Source organism: Xanthobacter sp. NM-59 (assembly GCF_021401125.1).
Taxonomy (GTDB): Bacteria; Pseudomonadota; Alphaproteobacteria; order Rhizobiales; family Xanthobacteraceae; genus Xanthobacter.
Genome location: NZ_JACBFQ010000001.1, coordinates 176066 through 201416, shown reverse-complemented (window position 1 = coordinate 201416; position 25351 = coordinate 176066). Strand labels below are relative to the sequence as shown.

24 protein-coding genes and 1 tRNA gene are annotated in these 25351 nt (G+C 67.5%); 15 read left to right on the top strand and 10 right to left on the bottom strand.

What is annotated here, in order from left to right; all coding sequences use genetic code 11:
• Nucleotides 1-106: 106 nt before the first annotated feature.
• Together L0966_RS00940 and L0966_RS00935 are read right to left on the bottom strand one after the other, a co-directional pair.
• Nucleotides 107-445 carry a cytochrome c gene (locus tag L0966_RS00940; RefSeq protein WP_234049976.1) on the bottom strand — a complete coding sequence of 113 codons (339 nt, stop codon included), beginning with the start codon at nucleotides 443-445 and terminating at the stop codon, nucleotides 107-109.
• A gap of 48 nt (nucleotides 446-493) precedes the next feature.
• Nucleotides 494-1546, bottom strand: coding sequence for a hypothetical protein (locus tag L0966_RS00935; protein WP_234049975.1), 1053 nt, complete (start codon nucleotides 1544-1546; stop codon nucleotides 494-496).
• A gap of 200 nt (nucleotides 1547-1746) precedes the next feature.
• On the opposite strand from L0966_RS00935, the gene L0966_RS00930 reads away from it, so the two are divergent.
• Entirely contained in the window at nucleotides 1747-2310 is a 564-nt protein-coding gene (locus L0966_RS00930) for a nitroreductase (RefSeq protein ID WP_234049974.1), read from the top strand.
• A 12-nt stretch (nucleotides 2311-2322) separates the two neighbouring features.
• Here L0966_RS00930 and L0966_RS00925 read toward each other — a convergent pair whose 3' ends face one another.
• Both L0966_RS00925 and L0966_RS00920 read right to left on the bottom strand, forming a co-directional pair.
• Entirely contained in the window at nucleotides 2323-2916 is a 594-nt protein-coding gene (locus L0966_RS00925; RefSeq protein ID WP_234049973.1) for a DNA-3-methyladenine glycosylase I, read from the bottom strand.
• Nucleotides 2917-2924: 8 nt separating this feature from the next.
• Complete coding sequence (locus L0966_RS00920; RefSeq protein ID WP_234049972.1) at nucleotides 2925-3809, bottom strand: folate-binding protein YgfZ; 885 nt, start codon at nucleotides 3807-3809, stop codon at nucleotides 2925-2927.
• A 187-nt stretch (nucleotides 3810-3996) separates the two neighbouring features.
• Between L0966_RS00920 and L0966_RS00915 the strand changes: the two genes are divergently transcribed.
• The 3 genes from L0966_RS00915 (at nucleotide 3997) to folK (ending at nucleotide 6198) form a co-directional block, all read left to right on the top strand.
• Nucleotides 3997-4800 (top strand): DUF4239 domain-containing protein, encoded by an 804-nt coding sequence (locus L0966_RS00915; protein ID WP_234049971.1) that lies wholly within the window; start codon nucleotides 3997-3999, stop codon nucleotides 4798-4800.
• 76 nt (nucleotides 4801-4876) lie between these two features.
• Nucleotides 4877-5713 (top strand): dihydropteroate synthase, encoded by an 837-nt coding sequence (folP, locus tag L0966_RS00910; protein WP_234049970.1) that lies wholly within the window; start codon nucleotides 4877-4879, stop codon nucleotides 5711-5713.
• The gene (gene folK, locus L0966_RS00905; RefSeq protein WP_234049969.1) at nucleotides 5710-6198 is read left to right on the top strand and encodes a 2-amino-4-hydroxy-6-hydroxymethyldihydropteridine diphosphokinase; all 489 of its coding nucleotides are present in this window, start codon (nucleotides 5710-5712) and stop codon (nucleotides 6196-6198) included. The genes folP and folK overlap by 4 nt, the downstream gene beginning before the upstream one ends.
• Before the next feature lie 47 nt (nucleotides 6199-6245).
• Here the strand turns inward: folK and L0966_RS00900 are convergent, their stop codons facing one another.
• A complete protein-coding gene (locus L0966_RS00900; RefSeq protein ID WP_234049968.1) occupies nucleotides 6246-6446 on the bottom strand; it encodes a CsbD family protein in 201 nt (66 codons plus the stop codon).
• Nucleotides 6447-6650: 204 nt separating this feature from the next.
• Here L0966_RS00900 and meaB point away from each other — a divergent pair, with 204 nt between their 5' ends.
• The 7 genes from meaB (at nucleotide 6651) to L0966_RS00865 (ending at nucleotide 14851) form a co-directional block, all read left to right on the top strand.
• The gene (gene meaB / locus L0966_RS00895; protein WP_234049967.1) at nucleotides 6651-7640 is read left to right on the top strand and encodes a methylmalonyl Co-A mutase-associated GTPase MeaB; all 990 of its coding nucleotides are present in this window, start codon (nucleotides 6651-6653) and stop codon (nucleotides 7638-7640) included.
• Between the two features lie 33 nt (nucleotides 7641-7673).
• The gene (locus tag L0966_RS00890; protein WP_234049966.1) at nucleotides 7674-8291 is read left to right on the top strand and encodes a peptidase C15; all 618 of its coding nucleotides are present in this window, start codon (nucleotides 7674-7676) and stop codon (nucleotides 8289-8291) included.
• A gap of 165 nt (nucleotides 8292-8456) precedes the next feature.
• Entirely contained in the window at nucleotides 8457-9383 is a 927-nt protein-coding gene (locus L0966_RS00885) for a sulfite exporter TauE/SafE family protein (RefSeq protein WP_234049965.1), read from the top strand.
• Nucleotides 9380-10189: a TIGR02186 family protein gene (locus L0966_RS00880; RefSeq protein ID WP_234049964.1), complete on the top strand. Its 810-nt coding sequence runs from the start codon at nucleotides 9380-9382 to the stop codon at nucleotides 10187-10189. The genes L0966_RS00885 and L0966_RS00880 overlap by 4 nt, the downstream gene beginning before the upstream one ends.
• A 483-nt stretch (nucleotides 10190-10672) precedes the next feature.
• Complete coding sequence (locus L0966_RS00875; RefSeq protein WP_234049963.1) at nucleotides 10673-11455, top strand: enoyl-CoA hydratase-related protein; 783 nt, start codon at nucleotides 10673-10675, stop codon at nucleotides 11453-11455.
• A gap of 123 nt (nucleotides 11456-11578) precedes the next feature.
• A tRNA-Gln gene (locus L0966_RS00870) sits at nucleotides 11579-11653 on the top strand.
• A gap of 756 nt (nucleotides 11654-12409) precedes the next feature.
• The gene (locus tag L0966_RS00865; protein ID WP_234049962.1) at nucleotides 12410-14851 is read left to right on the top strand and encodes a diguanylate cyclase domain-containing protein; all 2442 of its coding nucleotides are present in this window, start codon (nucleotides 12410-12412) and stop codon (nucleotides 14849-14851) included.
• Nucleotides 14852-14910: 59 nt separating this feature from the next.
• Here the strand turns inward: L0966_RS00865 and pap are convergent, their stop codons facing one another.
• The 4 genes from pap to L0966_RS00845 form a co-directional block, all read right to left on the bottom strand.
• Entirely contained in the window at nucleotides 14911-16404 is a 1494-nt protein-coding gene (pap, locus tag L0966_RS00860; RefSeq protein ID WP_234049961.1) for a polyphosphate:AMP phosphotransferase, read from the bottom strand.
• A 51-nt stretch (nucleotides 16405-16455) separates the two neighbouring features.
• Nucleotides 16456-16902, bottom strand: a complete 447-nt coding sequence (locus L0966_RS00855) for a MaoC family dehydratase (protein WP_234049960.1) — start codon at nucleotides 16900-16902, stop codon at nucleotides 16456-16458.
• A 152-nt stretch (nucleotides 16903-17054) separates the two neighbouring features.
• Nucleotides 17055-18032, bottom strand: coding sequence for a DnaJ C-terminal domain-containing protein (locus tag L0966_RS00850; RefSeq protein ID WP_234049959.1), 978 nt, complete (start codon nucleotides 18030-18032; stop codon nucleotides 17055-17057).
• 112 nt (nucleotides 18033-18144) lie between these two features.
• Nucleotides 18145-18645: an RT0821/Lpp0805 family surface protein gene (locus L0966_RS00845; RefSeq protein ID WP_370640587.1), complete on the bottom strand. Its 501-nt coding sequence runs from the start codon at nucleotides 18643-18645 to the stop codon at nucleotides 18145-18147.
• Nucleotides 18646-18657: 12 nt separating this feature from the next.
• Between L0966_RS00845 and pdxH the strand changes: the two genes are divergently transcribed.
• Nucleotides 18658-19299: a pyridoxamine 5'-phosphate oxidase gene (gene pdxH / locus L0966_RS00840; RefSeq protein ID WP_234049957.1), complete on the top strand. Its 642-nt coding sequence runs from the start codon at nucleotides 18658-18660 to the stop codon at nucleotides 19297-19299.
• 227 nt (nucleotides 19300-19526) lie between these two features.
• Nucleotides 19527-21482 carry a diguanylate cyclase gene (locus tag L0966_RS00835; protein WP_234049956.1) on the top strand — a complete coding sequence of 652 codons (1956 nt, stop codon included), beginning with the start codon at nucleotides 19527-19529 and terminating at the stop codon, nucleotides 21480-21482.
• A gap of 323 nt (nucleotides 21483-21805) precedes the next feature.
• Here the strand turns inward: L0966_RS00835 and L0966_RS00830 are convergent, their stop codons facing one another.
• A complete protein-coding gene (locus tag L0966_RS00830) occupies nucleotides 21806-23602 on the bottom strand; it encodes an acyl-CoA dehydrogenase (RefSeq protein ID WP_234049955.1) in 1797 nt (598 codons plus the stop codon).
• A gap of 182 nt (nucleotides 23603-23784) precedes the next feature.
• Here L0966_RS00830 and L0966_RS00825 point away from each other — a divergent pair, with 182 nt between their 5' ends.
• Nucleotides 23785-24816 carry an L-threonylcarbamoyladenylate synthase gene (locus L0966_RS00825; protein WP_234049954.1) on the top strand — a complete coding sequence of 344 codons (1032 nt, stop codon included), beginning with the start codon at nucleotides 23785-23787 and terminating at the stop codon, nucleotides 24814-24816.
• Complete coding sequence (locus tag L0966_RS00820) at nucleotides 24813-25268, top strand: GNAT family acetyltransferase (RefSeq protein ID WP_234049953.1); 456 nt, start codon at nucleotides 24813-24815, stop codon at nucleotides 25266-25268. The genes L0966_RS00825 and L0966_RS00820 overlap by 4 nt, the downstream gene beginning before the upstream one ends.
• Nucleotides 25269-25351 lie beyond the last annotated feature (83 nt).

The window sequence follows — 25351 nt, the reverse complement described above, 5'->3', positions numbered from 1 at the left end:
AAACGAGGCCCCTGCCCGCCGATGTTTCCTGATCATCGATCAAAACCGGGCGCGGCCTGACCCGCCGTTACCCCCTGCCCGGCAGTGCGTCTGCGGGCGCGCGCCGTTATTTCAGGCTGCGGAAATAGGCGGCCAATTCCTTCGCTTCCATCTGGGTCAGCGAGACCTGCGGCATCAGTGGGTGGGGCGTCAGAAGCTCGAAGGCGATCCACTCAGCGGTCGGATTGACCGTTTCCCGAGCGATGGCCGGGAAGGTGGGCGCATCGCTCTGCCCCAGGTCCTGGCCGGGGCTCACCACATGGCAGCTGGAGCACCAGAGCTTGGCCAGCGCCAGGCCCGCCGCCCCGTCACTGGCGGCGTGGGCGGCGTGCGTGCCGCAAGACAAGGCCACAAAAGCGAGAGCAGCCAGAAGCGGCGCAGTGGAACGACGCAAGAAATGGTGCACGGGCCGGGCCTTTCGCTGGGGATGACATTTTGCGGAGTGATGATGCGCCTATTGCATCAGCACATCCAGTTCCTGGTCCTTGCCGGCTTCCACCTTGAAATCGCGGCTGTAATTCTTGCCGTCGTGGCGGCCGATGGCGGTGTAATCCCCCTCCGAGAGCACGAAGGTGGGAAACGCGCCGATGGACTCCTTGATGGTGTCGCCACCGGGCGTGATGACCGTCCATTGGGTATCGCCCTGGGCCTCGCCGCCCTTTACCTTCACCAGCTTCAGCATCACCTGTGCGGCGCGATGGTGCATGGTGGCGTCGGTGAGCTTGCCGGGCACCACGTTCACGTCCGCGCGCACCACCGCATTGGCGTCGCCATAGGTGGAAACCACGTGGTAGGTCCCCTCGGGCAGCAGGATCACCTCGCCGGCGCCGGCGCCGCGATAATAGGGCTGGCTGGAGGTGCGGCCCTGCAGGAACGAACCCTCGAAGATGTCGAAGGTCAGCTTCTGCGGTGAAATCGCGTGGTTCTCCACATCAGCCTGCAGGCGCAGGCCGCCGGCGGGAAGGGTGAACGCCTCGCGCCGGGAGACGGTGCCCACCACCACGCGCTGGGCAGTGGTGGCGAGCCCATAGGTCACATGCACGATGTAGCCGCCGGGCGTGAGAAAGAAGACGGGTGCGGAATCGGAACTCTCCGCCACCAGGGGAAAAGCGCCCGTGCTCTCCGGCTGATCGGCGAACACGCGCCACACCAAGCCACGCTGAATGGGCGTGCCCTCGCTGCCGAAACGGGCGAAAACCCCCAGCGCCGCCTTGCCGGGCGGCGCATTGGGCAGCACCGAATGGGGCTCGCGCGGGCCCGCCGAAGATGAGCCCCCCGCTCCGGGGGCCAGCACCGGGGCCCTGAGGCCGCCACCGGAGGGCGGCGCGGCGAACGGGCCCGCAGGTGGCGGGGTCGCGGGCGAACCCAGGAACTGCAAGCTCTGGGCGCCAGCTCCGGAAGTCCAGGAGAAGGCGGCCACGAGCGCCAGCGCCACCACCGGCAGCCGCCGGCCCAACAGGTCGAGAAGGTGGATGGAACGCCCGAACAGGCGTGCGAAGCAGGTCATCGCACTGAGGTGCACAAAATTCAGGGCGGTTTCAAGTCGCCGCTGCGGTCCGATCCCCTTGCCCCTGGGTGATCGAAGCCCCGGTGAGAGGCCGGGGGCACGCGGCGATCGGCGCGCTTTCAAAACCCCTCGGCGGGCCTTTATAGGTCTGCCCTCTGCCCGCCGGCCCCGCCGGCCCTCATCAGCGAAGGCCCTGCCCCATGCCCGACGCCATCGAGCTCCTGCGCACCCGCCGTTCCTCCCGCATCATGGATCTCCAGGAGCCGGCCCCCTCGCCGGAGGAGCTGGAAACCATCCTGACCATCGCCGCGCGGGTGCCGGACCACGGGAAGCTCGCGCCCTGGCGCTTCATCGTGTTCGAGGGCGAAGGTCGCGCCCGGGCGGGCGAGGCCTTCGCCAAAGTGCTCGCCGCCAAGGACCAGGAGGTGACCGAGAAGCGCCTGGAGGACGAGCGCCAGCGCTTCCTGCGCGTGCCGCTGGTGGTGGGCGTGGTCTCCAGCGCCGCGCCCCATGTGAAGATCCCGGAATGGGAGCAGCTTCTTTCGGCCGCCGCATGCTGCCAGAACATGCTCCTGGCCACCCTGGCCCTCGGCTATGGGGCCACGTGGATCAGCGAATGGCCGACCTACGATGCCGATGCCCGCGCCGCCCTGGGCCTGGCCGAGCACGAGCGCGTCGCCGGCTTCATCTATATCGGCACCCCGGCCCAGAAGATGGAGGATCGGCCCCGGCCGGAGCTCGCCCGCATCGTCACGCGGTTTTGAACCGCGCCGCGCTCAGGCGCGGTGGGCGCAATGGCAGTCGGCCAGGTGGTCATCCACCAGGCCGCAGGCCTGCATGGCGGCATAGACGATGGTCGGGCCGCAGAACTTGAAGCCCAGCCCCTTCAGCCGCTTGGACAAGGCGAGCGAAGCCGGCGTCTGGGCCGGCACGTCGGCCAGACGCCGGGGGCGGTTCACCACCGGCTCTCCGTTCACCGTTTCCCACATGAGGTCGGAAAAGGAGATGCCCTTTTCCCGCAGGTCCAGATAGCCGCGCGCGGAGAGCACCGCGCCTTCGATCTTGGCGCGGTTCCGCACGATGCCTGCATCCTGCATCAGCGCCTCGACCTTGGCGGTGTCGTAGCGGGCGATGATCTCCGGCTCGAAGCCATCGAAGGCGCGGCGGAAATTCTCCCGCTTGCGCAGGATGGTGATCCAGGCAAGGCCCGCCTGGAAGCCATCGAGCAGGAGCTTCTCGAACAGCGCCCGGCTGTCGCGCTCCGGCACGCCCCATTCGTGGTCGTGATAGGCCATGTAGAACGGATCGGTGCCGCACCATGGGCACCGCATCCGCCCATCCTCATGGGCCAAGGCCTCGCCATTCGCCATCAGGCACCTCAGGTCTTTGCGGCTTTGAACTTTTTGTCCAGATCGCTCACCTTGCGTTCCCATTCCAGCGGAAACTGGGCCCAGTCGGGCGCCTTCAGCTCCACTTCCGCCCCGCCGATGGTGAGGGGCACGCCCTCCGCCTTGGCATCGGTGGCGCGATCGAGGCGCACGGTGGCGATGGCCTTGTTGCCGGCCACCGACGAGAGCCGCCCGATGCTCTTGTCACCGGCCATGATCTCGGCCCCCACCTCGGCCGGCGCCGGCAAAAGGGCTTCCACCAGACGGTTGCGGGCCGTGGTGCGGTGCTCCATGCGGCTCACCACCTCCTGGCCCACATAACAACCCTTCTTGAAGTCCACGCCGCCCAGCTGGTCCATGTCGGCCTCGTGGGGGAAGGTGTCGCCATAGGCGAAATCGGCGCCCCCCTTGGGAATGCCCAGGGCAATGCGGTGGGCCTCGTAAACATCGAGATCACCCGAGAGCGCCGCGGCCGCCGCCTTGGGCAGCACCACCCGCTGCCCCAGCGCCGCGAGGCGCGGATCGGCGAACGAGGCGCCCTCCGGCGCGGCCTCGCCGGCGCCGAACACGGCGGCCACCGCCATGTCGTCCGCCTTTTCGAAGGCCACCTTGGCCCGCAGGCGATGGAAGGTGAGGCGCTTCAGCAGATCGTCCACCTGCGCGGCCGGCGCATCGAACAGGAAGCTGTCCTCCCCGTCACGGTAGAGGAGAAAGTCGGAGAGAATCTTACCTTGCGGAAACAGCAGCGCACCATAGCGCGCCTCGCCCACCGCCATGGTGGCGATGTTGCAGGTGACGACGCCGTGGAGGAACTTGGACGCCTCCGCGCCGGACGCACGAATGAGAGCACGATCAGTCAAATGAATGACGGGCATGGGACCGTCCTTTCTGAAGCAATCCGCAAGATGTAAGCCCAGCGCCGCGCCCTCTCAAGTGCGCAAGAGCGCCCATGCCGCGATGCAACGCATCCCGCATGGCGCGGTTGCGGGCAACCGGGTGCGCGCGCAACATCCTGGGAACGATTCGCCGGGCGGCGCGGGGACAGCACGGGGCGGGAACCACATGACTTCCTGGATGGTGGCGCCGGTCGCCTTCGCCGCGATGATCGCAGGCGCCTTCCTGGCGATTTTCCTCGCCCGCCGGGCGCCGGACGACTTCTTTTCCGAGAAGACCCAGGACACTTTCAAGGTGACGGTCGGCCTCACGGCCACCATGACGTCCCTGCTGCTGGGCCTGATGACCAATTCCATGCGCTACAGCTATGCCAGTACCGAGGAGGATGTGCAGCAATACGCCGTCGCCCTCATCACGACTGACCTGGAGCTGCGGCATTTCGGTGAGGACGCCTGCGCCGCCCGCCAGGAATTGTTCAAATTTGTCCGCCTCGTCATCAGCGAAACCTGGAGTTCCGACAAGCATCCGCCCCAGACCGGGTTCGAAACCGATGCCACCAACCAGCTGTTGAAGCTCGATGCCAGCGTACGCGCGCTCACGGCGGTCTCGGACGACCAGAGGGTGAGCCGCAGCAACGCCAAGGCCAGCGTGAAGGCCCTGCTCACCCACCGCTGGAAGCTCAGCGGAGATGCCGAAAACCGCATTCCGCCCCTGTTCATCTTCGTGGTGGTGTGCTGGCTCACCCTCATTTTCACCAGTTTCGGCTGGTTCTCCTCCACCAACCTGCCGAGCATTCTGGCCCTGACGCTCTCCGCCGGCGCCATCTCGGGGGCATTGTTCCTGGTGGTGGAGATGGGCGAGCCCTTCAGCGGCCCCATGCGCGTCGCGTCGGCGCCGCTGCGCAACACGCTGCAAGCCATGGAGGCCCATCCCTGCGCCTTGGACACCACGCCCGCCGCCACAGCACAATGACGCTGCCGCGGCTTCAAGGCTTGCCATGGAGCCGCCCAGGCGCTTGAGTGGGGCCCCCTGATTTCACAGTCGTGTCATGGCCCCGCTTCCTCCCCGCACCCTTCAAGCCCGTGATCGCGCCATCCCGCTCGGTCCGCGCACCCTCGTCATGGGCATCTTGAACGTGACGCCCGATTCGTTCTCCGACGGTGGACGCAGCGCCCGGCCCGATGACGCGCTCATCAACGCCCGCCGGCTGGTGGCCGAGGGCGCCGACCTGCTCGACGTGGGCGGCGAATCCACCCGTCCCGGCCACACCCCGGTGCCGGCGGAGCAGGAATGGGCGCGCCTCGCCCCCGTGCTCGCCGCTCTGACCGCGGAGGTCAGCGTCCCGATCTCGGTGGACACCTACAAGGCCGAGGTGGCCGACAAGGCGCTCAAAGCCGGCGCCCACATCGTCAACGACGTCTGGGGCTTCGCCCACGACCCGGACATGGCGCGGGTGGTGGCCGCCCACGATGCCGCGGCGGTGGTGATGCACAATCGCGCCGAAGTCGACGAGACGCTGGATATCGTGCAGGACATGCTCGCCTTCTTCGAAATCGCGCTGGAGAAGGCCGAGCGGGCGGGCGTGAAGCGCGAGCGCATTGTGCTCGACCCCGGCATCGGCTTCGGCAAGACCTTCCCGCAGAACCTCGCCGCCATCCGCCGGCTGGACGAATTGCGGGTGCTGGGCCTGCCCATCCTGCTCGGCACCTCGCGCAAGTCCCTCATCGGCAAGGTGATCGAGACCACCCCGGCCGAGCGCCTGCCGGGCACCATCGCCTCGAACGTCATCGGCATCATGGCGGGCGTGGAGATCATCCGCGTGCACGACGTGGCGGCCCATGTGCAGGCGGCGCGCGTCGCCGAAGCCATCCGGGACGCCTCATGACAATGGAAACGGCCTATCTCTGCCTGGGCTCCAATGTGGGCGACCGGGCAGGGACGCTCGGGCTCGCCATCGGTGTGCTTGCGCGAGCCGGGCTGACCATCCGCGCGCGCTCGTCGCTCTATGAAACGCCGCCCTGGGGGCCGATCCCGCAGGGGCCCTACCTCAACCAGGTGGTGGAGGTGGAAAGCCCCGTCAATGCGCGCAGCCTTCTCTTCCTCGGGCTGCTGGTGGAACTGATGCTGGGCCGCAACCGCGCCCGCGAGGTGCGCTTCGGTCCCCGGCGCATCGACATCGACATTCTGCTGTTCGGCCAACAGGCCATCGCCGAGCCGGATCTGGAGATCCCCCATCCGCGCATGCTGGAACGGGCATTCGCGCTGGTGCCCCTGGTGGAGATCGCGCCCGAGCTCATCATCCAGGGCACGCGCGCGGCCGACGCGCTGGCACGCCTCGACGCGACGGACATCCGGGCGGTCGCCGGCTGAGAGGCCCCGCCCCCGCGCCGCCGGGAGCGACAACCCGAACGGGCGCGCTAATTCAGGCTCTTGGAGAAGCGGTCCACCTGCCGGCGCACCTCGTCCTTAGCCAGGCCGTAGCGGTCCTGGATCTTGCCTTCCAGCATCTCCCTGCGGCCGGCGATCTGCGCCAGGTCGTCGTCGGTCAGGCGGCCCCACTGGGCCTTCACCTGCCCGCACACCTGCTTCCAATGTCCCTCGATGCGATCCCAGGTCATCGCAATCACCTCCCTTGACTGCGGAACGCCTTTGCTGCGCCGGGGCCCGCTCGCCCGCCGGTGGTCCGGAGGCTTGGGGCACGGCGCTGCAATTGGCTGCCTTGCGGAAATTTGCCCTGGACAACGCCCGCCGGGCATGCCGAGTTCCCGTTAGATATGAAGATGACGCCGGAGGCGGTCCGGCCGCATGGGGGATGAAGAGTGATGAGCGCTGCGCGAGAGGTGGATGATGCAAAGCTCGCCGAAGGAGTCGTGAGGGGCGAGCGCGCGGCCCTGGCGCGGGCCATCACCCTTGTCGAATCCCGGCGCAGCGACCATCGCGCCCGCGCCCAGGCCCTGCTGCAATCCCTGCTGCCGCGCACCGGTGGCGCCTATCGCGTGGGCATCACCGGCGTGCCGGGCGTGGGCAAATCCACCACCATCGACGCGCTCGGCACCTATCTCACGGAGCAGGGCCTCAAGGTGGCGGTGCTGGCGGTCGACCCCTCCTCCAGTCGCACCGGCGGCTCCATCCTGGGTGACAAGACGCGCATGGCGCGGCTTTCGGTGGACCCGCGCGCCTTCATCCGCCCCTCGCCATCGGGCGGCACGCTGGGCGGCATCGCCGCCAAGACCCGTGAGACCATGCTGCTGTGCGAGGCCGCCGGCTTCGACGTGGTGCTGGTGGAAACGGTGGGCGTCGGCCAATCGGAAACGGCGGTGGCCGACCTGACCGACACCTTCCTGGTGCTGATGCTTCCCGGTGCCGGTGACGAGCTGCAGGGCATCAAGAAGGGCGTGCTGGAGCTGGCCGACATCGTCGCCGTGAACAAGGCCGACGGCGACAACATTCCCCGCGCCCGCGCCGCCGCCAGCGAATACCGGGCGGCGCTGCATCTTCTGGGCGCGCGGCAGGCCCATTGGTCGCCGCCCGTGCTCACCTATTCCGCGCTTACGGGGGATGGAATCGCGCAGGTGTGGGAGCAGGTCATCCTGCATCGCCAGAAGTGCGAGGCCGCCGGCGCCTTCGCCGCCACCCGCCAGGCCCAGCAGGTGCGCTGGATGTGGACCCTGCTGAACGAGCGCCTGGCCGAAAAGGTCGCCTCCGATCCGGGGGTGAAGGCCCGCCTGCCCGCCCTGGAAAGCGAGGTTTCCGCCGGCACCCTCGCCCCCGCTCTGGCGGCGGCGGAGATCGCCCACCTCATCGGCCTTTGAGCCGGCGGGCGGCCCGTGCGCGCGCAGCCTGGCATGAGCAGCCCGCGGGCGCGCATCCTGGTCTGTGCCTTCGGGCCGTTTCCGGGCGTGCCGGTGAACCCTTCCGCCCGCCTCGCACGGCGGATCGTCCACGCGCGGCGGCCGGCGCTCGCGGATATCGAGCTCATCCTCGAAATCCTGCCGACCCGCTGGGATGCGCTGGACATTCTCCGGCACCACCTCACCCGCCATAGGCCCGACGGGGTGCTGTTGCTGGGGGTGGCGCCCCGGCGGCGAACGTTGTGCGTGGAGACCCGCGCGGTGAACCTCTGCGCCGACCGCCCCGATGTCGCCCGCCACCATCCGCCCGGGCGAAGGGTGGATCCACGTGCGCCTCATGTCCTGGGCTGTACGGCGGATGTTCCCGCCCTGCTCGCCGCCGCCCGTTCCGCCTGCGGCGACGTTCGCGCCTCGCGCGATGCCGGCCGCTATCTATGCAATGCCAGCTATTTCACCGCCCTTTCCGGTGCGAACGGACGCCCCGTGGTCTTCGTGCACGTGCCTGGACGCACGGGCCGCCGCGCGAGCGCGCCCGACGCGCTGGCCACCGCCCTGGGCGCCGTGCTGGTCGCGCTCGCGGCCCAGGCGGAGCGCGACCGGCTCCGCTCATGAGCGCTCCATTGAATCTGTGTTCAAACTCAGCAAAGCCGCCGTGGGGGCGCCGGAAGCGAAAAAGGTTGCCGGAGCATGGCAAAAGGCCGTTTGCGCACCTTCTCATGGCGGTCCCGATAGCGTAAAGCCGCCCCATCTGCCGTGATCCGAAACGGACGATCCCCCGTGACCATTTATCTGCCCATTGCCGAACTGCCGGTGGCCATCTTCACCGTGTTCGCCATGGGGCTCGCCGTCGGCTTCATTTCTGGAATGTTCGGGGTCGGCGGCGGCTTTCTGATGACGCCGCTGCTCATCTTCACCGGTGTTCCGGCGGCGGTGGCTGTGGCCAGCGTCTCGCCCTACATGGCGGCGTCCTCCTTCTCCGGCGCGCTCTCCTACCTGCGCAAGGGCATGGTGGACCTCTCTCTGGCGGCGGTGCTGATTGCCGGCGGCCTGGTCGGCACGGCGGCGGGCGTCGCCCTGTTCCTCTGGCTGCGGATGATTGGGCAAGTCGACCTGTTCATCCGCATCGCCTACACCCTGCTGCTGGGCGCCATCGGCATCATGATGCTGGTGGAAAGCGTGCGCGCCATCCGCCGCACCCATCGGGGCGAGGCCGCCCAGGTGCGCCGCCCCGGCACTCATGCATGGTTCATGCGGCTGCCGCTGAAGATGCGCTTCCGCCGTTCCCGCATCTATGTCTCCGCCATTCCGGTGGCGGGCATCGGCTTCGTGATCGGCCTCTTGGGCGCGGTGCTGGGTGTGGGCGGCGGGTTTCTGCTGGTGCCCGCGCTCATCTACATGCTGCGGGTGCCCACCACCACGTCGGTCGGCACCTCGCTGGTGCTGACGCTGGTGACCATGGCGGCGGCGACCATCCTGCATGCCGAAGCCAACGGCACGGTGGATGCCGTGCTCGCCTTCGTGCTGATGATCGGCGGCACCATGGGGGCCCAGTTCGGCGCCCGCACGGGGCAGACCATGCGCCCCGAAAACCTGCGTTTCCTCTTGGGGCTGCTGGTGCTCTCCGTTGGAATTCGCGTTGCCGTCGACCTGGTGCGCCAGCCCGCTGACCTCTACGCGCTCCACCCCATCGAGGCGCGGCAATGAGTGCCCCTCCCGCCCGCCGGGCGCGCTCGCGCCTGCCCTTCGCGGCGGGATTGCTTGCCGCGGCGTGGGCGCTCACAGCCGCGATGCCCGCCGCGGCGCAGGAGAAGAAGCAGGCCCCGCTCGTCATCTCCGTCTCGCAGCCGCAGGTGCGCATCACCTCGTCCTTCACCGGCGCCGAGCTGGTGGTGTTCGGCGCCGCCGAGACAACCGCCACGGCGCCCGACGTGGTGGTGACGGTGCGGGGACCCAAGCAGAGCTTCGTCACCTGGCGCAAATCGCGCGTTCTCGGCCTTTGGGTGAACACCGACAGCCGCACCTTCGTCGACGTGCCGGCCTTTCTCAGCGTGCAGGCCAACCGGCCGCCGGAGGAGATGGCCCCGCCCGAGGTGCTGCGGCTGGAGCAGATCGGCCTGTCGCGCAACCTGCTGATCCAGCGGGTGGGCACCGATTATGCCGATGTGGTGCCCACGGACCCGTTCCGCCTCGCCTTCCTGCGGACCCAGCAGGCCGAGGACCTTTACCAGGACAATGCCCACGGCGTGACGTTCCTGGCGCCGGGCGTTTTCCGCGCGAACATCGTCATCCCCGGGCGGGCGCCCATTGGTCGCTATGATGTTACCGCCACTCTGCTTCGAGACGGCCATGTGATCGCGCGAGCGACGGAGCATTTCGAAGTAAACAAAAGTGGCTTTGAGCAGCAGGTGGCATCATTCTCGCAAAATGACGCCACCATCTACGGCATTGCCGTTGCCATTGGCAGCCTCATTGTCGGCTTTATAGGAAACTTCCTTTTCAGGAAGGAATAGGTGGCGACCAACGACAGATTGTGATCTTCGGCCACGGAAAGCGGAAAGTTGCGCCCAGCGATCTTTCGCACCAAGCGCTCCGGTATAATTGTTTCAGCATTCGCTTTTCGCTTGAGATTCAAGCCTACTCGCGTCAAACAGTCACCCATCAGGTGATTTTCGAGCCACTCAGCTCAAGTGGCTTCGGGTGCCAAGCCCTGACCGGCGCCCGTCGGGACGGGGCGGTGCCCACAAGCACCGTCCCGTATCCCTTGCGCATTTCCCGCCCCTGATACCTCTGGGCGTGTGACCTTCCCCACATTTTGCGCCGCTGGCTGAAAGCCACGGCCCGTTGAGCCCCAAGGCCTGATGCCACCCTCGGGCGCCCCTTCGAACGGGCCGTGAGCAGGCCGGCGCGCATTTTCGCGTTTCAAAGCCGTGTGAAAATGCTCTAGACGCGGAGACGGATCACCGCTCGCGCCACGTTTTCACTGGAGGCCGAAGTTGGCTGGCAGCATCGCCATTACCATCGAGGACGGCATCGCCCGCCTCGTCCTGTCGAATCCCGAACGGCGCAACGCCATTTCCTGCGGCATGTGGCAAGCCCTCGCCGGTTTCGCCTCCGAGGCGGCGCGCCGCCACGATATCCGCGTCGCCATCCTGCGTGGCGAGGGGGCTCTCGCATTTTCCGGCGGAGCCGACATTTCGGACTTCGACGGGGCGCGTTCCGATGCCTCGGGCGCGCAGAGCTATGACGACATCGTGGAAGGCGCCTGCGCCGCCATTGAGGGGCTGCCCTTCCCCACCCTCGCCCTCATTCACGGCGCCTGTGTCGGCGCCGGTGCCGCCCTCGCGTCGAGCTGCGACCTGCGCATTGCCGCGGACAATGCCTTCTTCGCCATCCCGGCGGCGCGCCTCGGCCTGGGCTATGATCCGCGCGGCCTGCACCGGCTGCTGCGGGTGTTCGGAAGTCAGGGCACGCGCCAGCTCTTCTTCACCGCCGACCGCCTCGCGGCCGCGCGGGCCTATGAGATGGGCGCCATCGACGTCATCGCCCCCCCCGAGGAGGTGGATGCCACGGCCGATCGCCTGGCCTTGCGCATGGCCGAGAATGCACCGTTGACGCTGAAGGCCGCCAAGCTCTCCATCCGCGCGGCGGAAGGTGGGCATGGCAGCCTGCTGGCGGAGGCCAAGCGCGCAACCAGCGCCGCCAATGCCAGCGCCGACTACCGCGAAGGCCGGCTCGCTTTCTCCGAAAAGCGGGCACCGCGCTTCACCGGGGCCTGATAGCGCGCCGCTCCTGCCCCCCGGCGACGGCGGGGCAGGACGCTTTGGATATGTCGCACGCCGCATTGGACATGATGCCGCCCCGACGATATGTTCCGCGCCCACCGCAGTTGCATGGCCATTTGGGGCGTAGCCAAGAGGTAAGGCAGCGGATTTTGATTCCGCCATTCCCTGGTTCGAATCCAGGCGCCCCAGCCACGCTCCCCATACCCCCTCAATAAGACCGCGACGGCCCGAAGGTCGCGAAACGCCCCGCGCATTCTTAATGCGCGGTGGACGGCCCAAAATCCCCGCCTGAAGCTTCCGAGTTGCGACACGCCGCTGCCCTCGGCAGCCCCACGCGCCGCGTTTGGCGATGACGAAACTGGCTTCATCGGCCCGCGATGCGCCCGACGGTCTGTTCCACGATCAGCAGCACAGCCCAGGCCCCACTGGAACCGGAGGGTCACGCCTGCCTGATGTGTTGAGGGCACAACCCAAGGGCAGTGACGTATTCCCCATGGGATTTAGGCCGAACTCACTGCCGCAGCGCAGCCGCCATCACCGCCGGCCCTAAGGCGAGTTTCAAGCCGGACGGATACCAGCGCACATAAAGACAGCGCATGAACTCAATGAGTTAGCCCATTTCCTCGATTCCGCGAGAGCGGAAAATGCTCTAGATAGAGCAGCGTTCTGCGCGAAGTTTTCCCTCCAAGGTGGAGGGAAGACCGTCAGCGACGAGGAGGCCGCGATTGATGCGGGCGCCTATTTATGTATTCCCTAGTTCGCTACCGATTGGCCGGAAAGCCACCTCGGGCACGACCTCTTTTCGCGTGACGTCCGATCCTGAATATGCCCCGCATCAAGCTCGATACAGAAAAAGGATTGGCCGTTGCCGCGCTGTTGATTGTCGGCCTGTTTTTCAGTGCCTGGCTCCATCTGGAGCAGTCATTCTCGAAAAGCCGCCAGGATTCCGTGAACGCGGGACTGCTCCGCGCCACCCAGGTGGCGGAGGTGATCAGCCAGGAACTCGACACGACCCTTCATGTCATCTCCTTCCTCCTCCAGGAGATCGCCGACGACCACCTAGGCGAGGCTCAGGATTTCGCCTCCGCGGCCCGGCACGCCCTTTCGGTGCTGCCCAACCAGCAAGGCGTGAGCGTCAGCCTTTATGACATCAATGGTATCCTGGTCGTCTCCAGCGGCACCGAGGGCTTGAGAGACATTTCCAAAACGACACTTTTTTCTGCCTTGAAGGAGAGCAGCCCACCCGCGGTCGCCATTGGGGATCCGGACCAGGGCCCCTACAGCATGCGGTGGCATGTCGCCTTGGGACAATCGATCGTGCATGGCGGCCAGCATGCAGGCTATCTGGTCGCCGACGTTCCGATCTCCCTGTTCAGCGAAAAGCTCTCACAGATCGGCCTGGGGCCGGGTGACATCGCAGCCATTGTCCGGCAATCGGACCAGGAGGTCATTGCGAGCACGGCCGACCCCATTGTGACCGGCGCCGTTCTCGACAGCAGCCGGTACGATCTTGCCCCATCCGGCCCCACCTGTGGTGCCGTGTTGCAGGACGCCTCAGCGGCGGGCCCGGCGCGGATCGTCGCCTGGAACGAGGTGCCAACCCACGGTCTCGTGGTTTTCGTCACCTTCCTGCAAGGCGGGCTGCTCACGGACGTCGACCGCAACATCGCCTCGGACCGCAGCTACTTTGCCATCAGCGCGCTGCTGCTGCTGGCGCTGATGGCCGTGGTCGCCAGCCTGCTGATGCGCAATGCGCGCCAGGGCCGCGCGCTCGCCCAGCAGGAGGAGATGTATCACAACCTTTTCGAGCAGAACCATTCCATCAAGCTGATCTCCGATCCCGCCAACGGGCGTATCATTGCCGCCAACCGGTCCGCCGCCGAGTTCTACGGCTACAGCCGCGAGCAGCTCGAGCACATGCGCCTCGACCAGATCAACTGCCTGCCACCGGACCAGATCAAGGCCGCTCTCACCGAAGCCATGGTGGGCAAGCGGCCCTATTTCCTGTTCCCCCACCGCCTGGCCTCGGGTGAGATCCGGCGGGTGGAAGTCTATTCCGGCCCGGTGAAATTTGGCGGCCACACGGTGCTTTACTCCATCGTGCACGACGTCACGGACCGCTTCGAGCTTGAGGCCCAGCTCAAGGATAGCGAGGAGCGTTACCGCACCCTGTTCCAGGTCGTGCCGACCGGCATCGTCATGCTGAACGCAAAGGCCGAGTTCACCGCCTTCAACGGGCCCGCCTTGGACATGCTGCTGACCGACGAGGACGGCCTGAAGAGCCGCTCGCGCCCGCTGTTTGATCCCCTCGGCCGCCCCATTGCCGAAGCCGAGCGCCCCAGCCGCCGTGCTTTGGTGCAGGATCTCAACCACGAGCTGTTCTACGTCCAGAACGAGGATGGCAGCCGCACCTGGCTTTCCTTCATTTCCCGCCGGCTGGCGCCGGGAGCGGACGGCTCGCCCCAGGGCGCGGTCATCGCCTTCTCGAACGTCACCGATTTCATGCGGCAGGAGGAACAGCGCCTGGTGAGCCAGCTCGTGTTCGATTCCACAGCCGAGGGCATCATGGTCACCGATGCCGACAATCGGATCGTGGCGGTCAACCGGGCCTTCAGCGCCATCACCGGCTACACGTCGCAGGAAGCCATAGGCCAGACCCCGGCGCTGCTCGAGTCGGGGCTGCATGATGAGCCGTTCTACCGCTCCATGTATGAAAGCCTGCGCACGAAGGGCTCCTGGGAAGGCGAGATCACAAACCGGCACAAGAGCGGCCACCTGTTCACCGAGCGGCTGGTCATCAGCACGGTACGCCGCCCCAATGGCCTGGCCTCGGGCCACGTCGCGGTGTTCTCGGACATCACCGCCCGCAAGGAGAAGGAGCAGCTGCTCTGGCACCAGGCCAATTTCGATCCGCTGACCGGCCTGCCCAACCGCACGCTGCTGCTGGACCGCGCGACCCAGGCGCTGGTGCAGGCGCATCGCCGCAACCAGCCGGTGGCCCTGCTTTTCATCGACCTCGATCGCTTCAAGCCGGTCAATGACCAGTTCGGCCATTCGGTGGGTGATGACGTGCTGAGGGCGGTGGCGCTACGCATTCAGAGCTGGGTGCGCGCGGAAGACACGGTCGCGCGCCTCGGCGGCGACGAGTTCGTGGTGCTGCTGCCCATGGCCAGCGACCTCGACGGCGCCAGCGCGGTGGCAAACAAGATCCTGAGCGCCATCAACGAGCCGTTCGTGATCGGCGGACGCATCATCTCCATCGGCTGCTGCGTGGGTGTCGCCGTCTCGCAGCATGGCGAGGAGGAGGCCGAGATGCTCCTCAAGCGCGCAGATGCGGCCATGTATCAGGCCAAGGAAGCCGGCCGCGGGCGGGTTTCCATCGCCGCGTGAGGCTGGGGCCGGCGCCCCGCCCGTCCTGCTGCCCGAGACTCACGTGGTCCTGGGGCGGTTCACTTCGAAAGCGTGCTTTCCAGCCGGTCCGCCACGGTGCGCAGCACCTTCACCCGCGCGAAGTGCTTGTCTTCCGCCTCCACCAGCGTCCAGGGCGCGTCGCGGGTGGAGGTGCGGTCCACCATCTCGGTGACGGCGGCCTCGTAGAGCGGCCACTTCTCCCGGTTCCGCCAGTCTTCCGGGGTCAGCTTGAAGCGCTTGTAGGGAATAGCCTCGCGCTGCGCGAAGCGGCGCATCTGCTCGTCCTGGCTGATGGCCAGCCAGAACTTCACGACCACATAGCCGCTCTCCGCCAACTGCGCCTCGAAATCATTGATCTCGCCATAGGCGCGGCCCCATTGGTCGGGCTCCAACAGGTTCTCCACCCGCTCCACCAGCACCCGCCCATACCAGGAGCGGTCGAAGATGGCGGTGTGCCCGCGCGCGGGAATGTGGCGCCAGAAGCGCCACAGATAGGGCCGCGCGCGCTCCTCATCGGTTGGCTCCGCGATGGGGTGGACGCGAAACCGCCGCGGATCCAGCGCCCGCCGCAGCCGCATGATGGTGGAGCTCTTGCCCGCCGCGTCGCTGCCCTCGAAGGCGAGGATCAGACCTTGGCCGGCGAAGGCGGCGGACTGGGTGGCCCGGGTGATGCGGCTCTGCTCGTGGGCCATCTGCCGCTCATAGTCCTCCTTCTCCAGCTTCTGGCTCAGGTCCAGGGTGGAGAGAATGGAGAAGGTCGGCAGCGCCTTGGGCACCTGGGTTGGGCTCGGCGTGGGGCGTGGCGTTCCCCCGCCACCATTGGCGGTCATCGCCCGCAGCTTTTCCAGCAGCACACTGCCTACGGTGGCATCCCGATAGGCTTCGTCAGACGCGGGAACCACCTGCCAGGGCGCGAAATCCGTGGAGGTGAGGCGGGCCGCATCCTCGGCGGCCTGGGCCAGCCGCACCCGCTCCTTGTGGCTCTCCAGCTCCGCCCATTCGCGCACCACGGGGCGCTGATAGGCGCCCTTGGTCAGCCCCTGAAGGCGCAGGTGGGCCTCTGCCGGATCAAGATAAAGCCAAATCTTCAGCAGGCTCACGCCCTCGGCGTGGAGCATCGCCTCCAGCCGGCGGATGTCCTCCATGGTGCTGACGAAGGCGGAGCGGCCCATTTCCCCCAGCGCACGCCCGCACATGGGGCGGTGATACCAGGAGCCGAGCATCATGCCGATGTCGCCATAGGACGGCAGGCCGCGCCAATATTTCCACATGGGCGGGTGGCCGCGATCGTCCCGGCAGGGCGCCTCATAGGTGAGGGTTTCCAGCTTGCGAACGTCCAGCCACTCATAAAGCCGGTTGAGCACGGCGCCCTTGCCGGCGCCGTCGGGCCCGTGGATCAGCACCAGGAGGCTACGGCGCTTCTGATCGATGAGCTGGAACTGCACATTCAGCAGATCCTCGCGCAAGCTGGGCTCCAGCGCCTTGAAAGCGCTCTTCTCCAGCTTGTGCTCCACCTTCGCCGACTCGAACACCGCCGCCCCCTCAGCAAACCGCGCAACGCAACCGAGAAACGGACGCCGTCCTCAGGCCGAGGCCTTCTGCGCGTTGGAGGGAACCTTCACCCAGGCCTCGCCGTCCAGCACGATCTCACCCTTCACCGAGCAGGTGCAGGACAAGCGGGCGCGGCAGCGCTCGGGGATCAGCTCCACCACCTGCACCTCGACGTCCACCGTGTCGTCGATGCGCACGGGCGCGCGGAAATGCAGGGTCTGCGAGATATAGACCGCGCCCGGGCCCGGAAGGCGCGTGCCGAGCACCGCGGAAATCAGGCTCGCCGTGTAGAGGCCATGGGCGATGCGGCCGCCGAAGGGGGTCTTGGCCGCGAAGTGCTGGGACAGGTGGATCGGATTGCGATCCCCGGTCAGCTCGGCAAAACCCACGATGTCGGAAGACGAAACGGTCTTCGACATGCGCTCGGTCCGACCCACGGTCAGGTCTTCGAAATAAAGGTTCTGCAGTTCAAGAAACATGGGGGGCACCCGTGCAGGTCCAATGGGGCGCGGACTGTAGATCATTTCCGCGCGCGGAGGGAACCAACCCGCGACAAGAAAATGCGGCAGCGACGCTGCCGCATTTTCTGTCCCATCTCAGCCGGCGGGGTGCCGGAGGCCCTGCCAGTGCCTCAGCCGGCGGTGGAGCGAAGCTTCTGCATCAAGGCTTCCAGCTCCGAATCCTTCACCCGCGGCAACACGATATTGACCCGCACCAGCATGTCGCCATGACCGCCCGTGGTGTTGGGCAGGCCCTTGCCGCGCAGGCGGAACACACGCCCCCCGGAGGTCCAGGCGGGAACCGAAAGCTCCACCTCGCCGGAGAGGGTCGGCACCCGCACCTTCGTGCCCAGCACGGAATCCGGCAACGTCACGTCCACGCTCTGGCGCAGGTCGTCCCCGTCGCGCTCGAACACCGGGTGCGGCGCATAGGAAATGGTGACATAGGCGTCGCCCGGCTCGCCACCGGTGGCGCTGGCCTCGCCCTGCCCCTTCAGGCGCATGCGGTGGCCTTCCCGCGTGCCGGCGGCGATCTTGATGTCGATCTGCTTGCCGTTGGGCAGGCCCACGCGCTTGCTGGCGCCGTGGGTGGCCTCCTCATAGGTCACCGGCAGGGTGATCTCCATGTCGGCGCCGGGAGCCGGGGTGAAGCCGCCGCCGGCGCTGCGCCGCTGGCGGCCGAAGCCGAACAGGTCGCCCAGGTCGTCGAAGCTGGAGCCACCGCCCTGCCCCGCGCTGCCGGCGCCGCCGCCGCGACGGGTATTCCGCCGCGCGCCTTCGGGGCCGAATGAGAAGCTCTCGAAAATGGTGTCGCCGTCGAAGCCGGAGAAGCCGCCGGGGCCCTGACGCCGCCCGCCGCTGAACCCGGAGAATTCGGGCGCGCGCGGCTTGCCCTCGGCGTCGATCTCGCCGCGGTCATATTGCGCGCGCTTCTCCTTGTCCGACAGGATTTCGTGGGCCGTATTCAGCTCCGCGAACTTATCCTGAGCCTTGGGGTCGTCGGCATTGGCGTCGGGATGCAGCTTTTTCGCCAGCCTACGATAAGCGCGCTTGATCTCGGCTTCGTCGGCGGTCCGGGAAACGCCGAGGACGTCGTATGGATCACGCATGAAATCTCACCTCGCCGGCCGGCGCTAAAGCGGCCAGCCGCGTTCAAGATGTGGGTCCATGCCAGCTAAATTGCAACACCTATGCCGGCCTGCCCCCGAGATTCCGTCGCATTCAGGCCCGACCGAGCACCCGCACCTGGGATAATACCGTTGCACCGCGCGCCCGACAGGCCTCGCCCTGGACCCACCGGTCCGCGGACTTGCCGTCAACGACCGCGATCATAAAGTCGCGGCACCCGCCGGCGCGGGTCTCGCCGATGGGAGTCGCAGTGCCGCGCGCGCCGGTCTCGGCATTCTCCCAGGGTACGCTGATATCCTTCTCGCCGGAGACCAGGGCCTGGTCGAGGGCGAGCTTCGCCGCAATCCAGTCGGCGCCGGCAATGCCCTTGGGGGCGTCGCCTTCCGGAAGCTGAAGCGAGGCGGGGCGCGGCTTGATGGAGCCCGTCACCAGGTCGTCATCCCCCTGCGGAAGGGAGCTGCAACCCGCACACGTCGCCGCAGTGAGGAGGAGCGCTGCGGCCAATCCCCTGCGGAGGACTTCGCGCAGACGCGCGGCGCTCCTATAAGGAGGCGTCCCGCCAACGAGCGGGGCGACCAGGATTCGGCGAGGCACAGGGGACTCCACATGACGACGAGCGACACCATGGAACCCCAGAACCCCTTAACAACTGGTGATTTTACTCAGTCCGACGAACCTTTCCGCCTGTTTGGTGAATGGTACGCCGATGCCGAGAAGAGCGAGCCCAACGATCCCAACGCCATGGCCCTTGCCACCGTGGACCCGGACGGGCTGCCAGACGTGCGCATGGTGCTGCTGAAGGGTGTGGACGAACACGGCTTCGTCTTCTTCACCAATACCGGCAGCGCCAAGGGCCAGGAGCTTGCCGCAACACCGAAGGCCGCGCTGGTGTTCCACTGGAAGTCGCTGCGCCGGCAGGTGCGGGTGCGCGGGCCGGTCGCCCGCGTCAGCGACGCCGAGGCGGATGCCTATTTTGCCACCCGGCCGCGCCTGTCGCAGATCGGTGCCTGGGCGAGCCGGCAGTCCCAGCCCCTCGAGGGGCGCTTCGCCCTGGAGGCCGCGGTTGCCAGCGCCACGGCGAAATACGCCCTTGGAACGGTGCCGCGCCCGCCCCATTGGACCGGCTTCCGCATTTCCCCGGTGCAGATGGAGTTCTGGCACGATCGCCCCTTCCGCCTGCACGACCGCGTTGTGTTTCGCCGGGCGGACGAGGGGCAGCCATGGACCAAGACCCGCCTGTTCCCCTGAGAGGTGGAAATTTCCACTCGCACGCCGGAGGTAAAGCTCTTTGCTTTCCTCCGGCGACGTGACAAGAATTGCGATCGGTAACAGGCAGTTAAGCGTATTATTTTACCGTCGAGAAGAACTCCAGCCGGCTTGGTCCCTGAAATTCCACACAGCAACATTGGCAAACGCGACCTGCGTCAGGCCAATGGGGAGTTTGGGACAGTGTCCGGCCAGATGATGAGCTTAAGATGCGCCCCGACGAGGCTCCCGCGACTGAACCTGGTGGTGCTTCCACCAAGGCAGCGGGCTCTGCACTTGACCTGGCCGCGGATACGCCCCTGTCCGCCATTCTGACGCCCTCCGCCGGGGATGCCCCTCGCGCGGCGCGCATCAGCTTGGGCGAAATCGTCCTGTTTGCCTCGTTCTATCTTTGCCTCATCTTCACGCTGCTCTCGGTGCTGCGCGGCCTCCACCTGGATTTTGCCCTGTGGCCGGCGAATGCTCTCGCGGCGGGCATTTTCCTTCTCGCCATCAAGGCCGCGCCACGCTGGTGCACGCTGGCGCTCACCGCGGCGAGCCTCGTGGCCCATCTGCTGGTTGGTGATTCCCAGCTTCAGGCGAGTGCGGCAGCGATTGCCGCCGGCACCAGCTTCTACCTGATCGTGGAGGGTTGCCGGCATGCGGACCTGCGCCCCGGCGGTCCGTTCGATGTGCGGCATGTGGCGTGGCTTCTGGTGGTGGCGCTCTGTGCCGGCATCCCCGGCGCGCTCATCGGCGCCGCCGCGACCATCAGTGAGCATGGCGGCCCCTTCTGGCCCACCATGCTGCGGTGGTGGCTGCCGGACATGGCAGCGGTCATCCTTCTGCTCCCCCTGTTCCTCCTGTGGCCCCAGCGGGGTGGCGCGGCCCCGCCCGCCAGAGCGGCGTCGCTCGGACGTCGCCTGCCGTGCGTGACGCTTGAATGCGCTGTGGCAGGTGTGGCCCTCGTCGGTGCCGCGGGCCTCGCAGCCGCGACGCAGGAACCCCTGCTGGTGGACCTGGGGGCGTGCATCCTGCTGTGGTTCGCGTTCCGCCTGGGCCCCTTCCTTACCGCCCTCGCGGCCAGCGTTTTCGGCGCCATGGTGCTGGCCCTCACCATTGCGGGCACCTGGGGCGCGCCCGGCGCGGACCGCTCCCTCGATATGCTGAAGGCCCAGGGCCGGCTGGTTCTGGCCGCGTGTCCCGCACTCATCATCGCCGCCATCATGGCGCAGCGCGACCGCCAGCAGCGGGCGCTGGTGGAGGATAAGCGCCGGCTTGCCTATGCCCTGGAAGGCGCCAATGACGGCATCTGGGACTGGCACCTGCCCACGGATGTCATCTTCTTCAGTACCCGCGCCTATCGCATGCTGGGCTACAATCCGGACACCGATGCGGAGATCGTTCGCAACTTTCGCGAGCTGATCCACCCGGAAGACATGCCCCAGGTCAAGCGCGCCTTTCGCGAGCACATGGTGGGCCGCCACCGGCTCTACCAGATCGAGCTGAGGGCGCGGCACCGCAGCGGCTCCTATGTCTGGCTGCTCTCCCGCGGCAAGGTGGTGGAGCGCAACGATGCGGGAGGGCCTATCCGCGCGGTCGGTACCATCACCGACATCTCGCAGAAAAAGCACCTGGAAGCGGCGCTGGAGCATGCAGCGAGCCACGATCCGCTGACCGGCCTCGCCAACCGCGCCACATTCGACCGCGCGCTGGAGCAGGCCCACCGTCGCCTCAACCGTGACCTGGCGCCGTTCGCGGTGCTGCTGATCGATGTGGATCACTTCAAGGGCGTCAACGACGTGCACGGCCATGTGGCGGGGGATGTGCTGTTGACCACCACCGCGCGCCGGCTGCAATCCGCCCTGCGGGCGGGCGACATCGCAGCACGTTTCGGGGGCGACGAGTTCGCGGTCATTGCCCTGGGCAAGAGCCCCGAGGAATTCGTGAACCTGGCCAACCGGCTGCACCGCCATCTGTCGCGCCAGGTGGAAACCGAGGGCCTCATCCTTCCCGCCTCTTTCTCCATCGGCATGGCGGTCGCGCGCCGGCCCGATGTGAACCCGGTGACCCTGGTTTCCGATGCCGATGGAGCGCTCTACCTGGCCAAGGCGTCGGGGCGCGGCACTTGGCGGGCTGTCGGGTTGCGCACGGACGCGGACGGCGTTTCCGCTTCCGAGGCTTAGGCGGAAACGCCCCTTGCGCGTAGCTCGTGGGCGGAAACGCCCATTGGGCTGAGCTTGCGCGCCGGCGCCGCCCCCGAGCGGACCGGTGCGCAGCCATGCGCTCCGGCGGCCGGAAAATAGACGCTCCAACGAACACGACAGCGCGCGCGTATCTCCGAGGGCACGCGTCACGCCTCGATGCCTTTCGCTTCCGGAAAGCCGGGCCGCCAGATGTGGAAAGGCCCGCGACATGGCATCAGCCAAGACCGCGGGCCTTTCCGTTGCAGCCTTCGTCAGGGCTCCCCGGCCCGGCTCCATGCGAGGCCGGGGAACACCACAACGCGTCAGTCCAGGGTCAGCACACTCTCAGCCTCGAGCAGGCTGGCGTGGCCGCCCTCCACCACCTCTTCGAGGCCCTTGGCCAGCGGGCAAAGGTTCTCCGCGAAGAAGCGGGCGATGGCGATGCGTGCTTCAAGCCGGGGATCGGTGCCGCCCGCCGAGCGCTCGCGATGGGCCGCAAGAGCGGCCTTGGCGAGGTAGGCGCCGCCGGCCGCCAGGGCGAACAGGCGCAGATAAGGGGTGGCACCGGCGAGGGCCTTCTGATTTTCCTCGCCCAGCCGGTCGAGCTGCTTGCGGGTGGCGCGGCCGAGGGCGTCCACCGCCTCCGCCAGCTTCTCGCCGGCGCGGCCGAACTCCGGCAGCTCCAGAGCGTGCACTTCGTCGGCGATGTCGCGGAAGTCGGCGATCAGGGTCGTGGCCACGTCGCCGCCTTCCAGCGGCAGCTTGCGGGTCACGAGGTCGATGGCCTGAATGCCGTTGGTGCCCTCATAGATGGCGAAGATACGGGCGTCGCGATAGTGCTGGGCGGCGCCGGTCTCCTCGATGAAGCCCATGCCACCGTGCACCTGCACGCCCAGCGAGGCCACCTCGATGCCGGTGTCGGTGGAGAAGGCCTTCGCCACCGGGGTGAGCACGCTGGCCTCGGCGTGGGCGGAGGCGCGGGCCATGGGGTCCGCCAGCCGGCGCGAGCGGTCGATGGCGTCGGCGGTCATCAGGCAGATGGCGCGGGCGGCGTCGGTGGAAGCGCGCATGGTCAGCAGCATGCGCTTCACGTCCGGATGGAAGATGATGGGCGCCATGCCCTCGCCGGTATAGCCCACGGCCTTGCCCTGGCGGCGCTCCTTGGCATAGGCGAAGGCGCGCTGGGTGGCGCGCTCGGCCACCGACACACCCTGGATGCCGACCGCGAGGCGGGCGTTGTTCATCATGGTGAACATGCAGGCGAGGCCGCGATTTTCCTCACCCACCAGATAGCCGATGGCGCCCTCGCCCTTGTCACCGAAGGTCATGGTACAGGTGGGCGAACCGTGCAGGCCCAGCTTGTGCTCGATGCCAGTGCAGAAGACATCGTTGCGCGCGCCCAGCGAGCCATCGGCGTTCACCAAGAACTTGGGCACCACGAACAGCGAGATGCCCTTGGTGCCGGCCGGCGCATCGGGAAGGCGCGCCAGCACTAGGTGCACGATGTTCTCAACCAGGTCGTTCTCACCATAGGTGATGAAGATCTTGGTGCCGAAGATGCGATAGGTGCCGTCGGCCTGCTTCACCGCCTTGGCGCGCAGGGCCGCGAGGTCCGAGCCCGCCTGCGGCTCGGTGAGGTTCATGGTGCCGGTCCACACGCCGGAGACCATCTTTTCCAGATAGATCTTCTGCAGCTCGGCGGAGCCGTGGGCGGTGAGCGCCTCGATGGCGCCCTGGGTCAGCACGCCGCCGATGCCGAACGAGGGGGAGGCGGTGTTCCAGAACTCGGTGAGTGCGGAGGTCACGGTCGTGGGCAGGTGCTGGCCGCCGAAATCCTCCTCGGCCGCCACGGAGTTCCATCCGGCCTCGATCCACGACTCATAAGCGGCCTTCCAGCCGGTGGGCGTGGTCACGGCGCCGTCCTTGAGGACGCAGCCTTCCTTGTCCGCGCCGCGATCGAGGGGCTCGATGACGGAGGAGGCGAATTTGCCGGCCTCTTCCAGAACCGGTTCCACCACGTCGAAGGAGAGATCAACGAGGCCCTGCTCCATCAGCTTGGGCAGCGAGGTGCAGGTCTTCAGGAAAAACGATACGTCCTCGACCGGCGCACGATAGGCCATCACTGTCTCCTTAAGATGCGCGGGCACCCCATCCCCTCGGGCACTCCGCGGCTTGACCGGACCCTTCACCCGCGCTCTAAGCGCTGGCGCCGGCCGGCCCCCAATTCGCGGCGATGGCCCCCGTTCGTCAAGTCGCGTCTGTCGACCATTGGTCGCAGCCGCCGTCTCGCATGAAGGCACGCATGGTCCATTCCACAGGATCCCAGGGCCAAGCGCCCGATACCCGCACCCTTGCGGCGGATGCGGCAGGCATCGCGGAAGCCGCGCGCCTGCTGAAGGCGGGCGGTCTGGTGGCCTTTCCCACAGAAACCGTCTACGGCCTGGGCGCCGATGCGGCCAATCCGCACGCCGTGGCCGCCCTCTACGCCGCCAAGGGGCGGCCGGCCTTCAATCCACTGATCTCCCATCTCGCCAGCGCCGACTCGGCCGTCGCCTTCGGCCGTTTCAACGCGACTGCCCGCAAGCTGGCGGACGCCTTCTGGCCCGGCCCGCTGACGCTGGTCGTGCCCTATGCCGGCGGCGCGCGCGCCTGCGACCTTGCCCGCGCCGGGCTCGACACCATTGCCCTGCGGGTGCCCTCCCATCCGGTGGCGCGGGAGCTGATCGAGGCCTTCGGCGGCGCCGTGGTGGCGCCCAGCGCCAACCGCTCGGGCCATGTCTCGCCCACCACGCCGGAGCATGTGCGCGGCGATCTTTCCGGGCTCATCGACCTGATCCTGAATGGGGGGCCGACGGAGGTGGGCGTTGAATCCACCATTGTCGACGTCACCGGCGAAGCGCCGCGCCTGCTGCGGCCGGGCGGAGTGACGCGCGAGGACATTGAGGCCCTGATCGGCGCGCCCTTGGCCGACGCCGGCGCGCAGGATGCCGCCCGGCCCGCCTCCCCCGGCCGCCTCGCCTCCCACTATGCGCCGCGCGCCCGGGTGCGGCTGGAGGCCGGGAGGATCGAGCCCGGGGAGGCGCTGCTCACCTTCGCCGGGGCCCGCCCGCCGGGCAGCGAAAAGGCCGGTGTCATTCTCGACCTCAGCCCCTCGGGCGACCTCACCGAGGCCGCCGCCCACCTTTACGGTGCCCTGCGCAGCCTGGATGCGTCGGGCGCCCCCTCCATCGCCGTGGTGCCGCTGCCGCGCTCGGGCCTCGGCGAAGCCATCGCCGACCGCCTGGGCCGTGCCGCGGCCCCGCGCCCCACTTCTCACCCCGAGGCTCAGCCATGACCACCCAGCCCACCTGCGAAGCCCCGATTCTCGACTCCTCCATCAATCATGCCGACGATGGCGACATCGCCGCCATCGTCGCGCTGTGGGAGCGGGCCGGTCTCACCCGGCCGTGGAACGATCCCCACGCGGACATCGCCCTGGCCCGGCGCGGCCCCCATTCCACGATCCTGGTGGCGAAGGAGGGCGGCGCGCTGCTGGGCACGGTGATGGTGGGCCACGATGGGCACCGGGGCTGGGTCTATTACCTCGCGGTCGAGCCGGCGCGGCAGCGCCAGGGCCTGGGCAGCATCCTGCTCACCGCCGCCGAGGACTGGCTGCGCGCCCGCGCGGTGCCGAAGCTGATGCTGCTGGTGCGCCCCGACAATGCGGAAGTTCGCGCCTTTTACCATGCGGAAGGCTTCATCGAGGAGCCGCGGATCATCTTCTCCAAGCGGCTCGACGAGAAATAGCATCCGGAACTTTGAGCCGTCTCAAAGCTGTGCTCCCGACCGCGAAATATGCTATGAGTTCATTAAAAATAAAGCTCATAGGG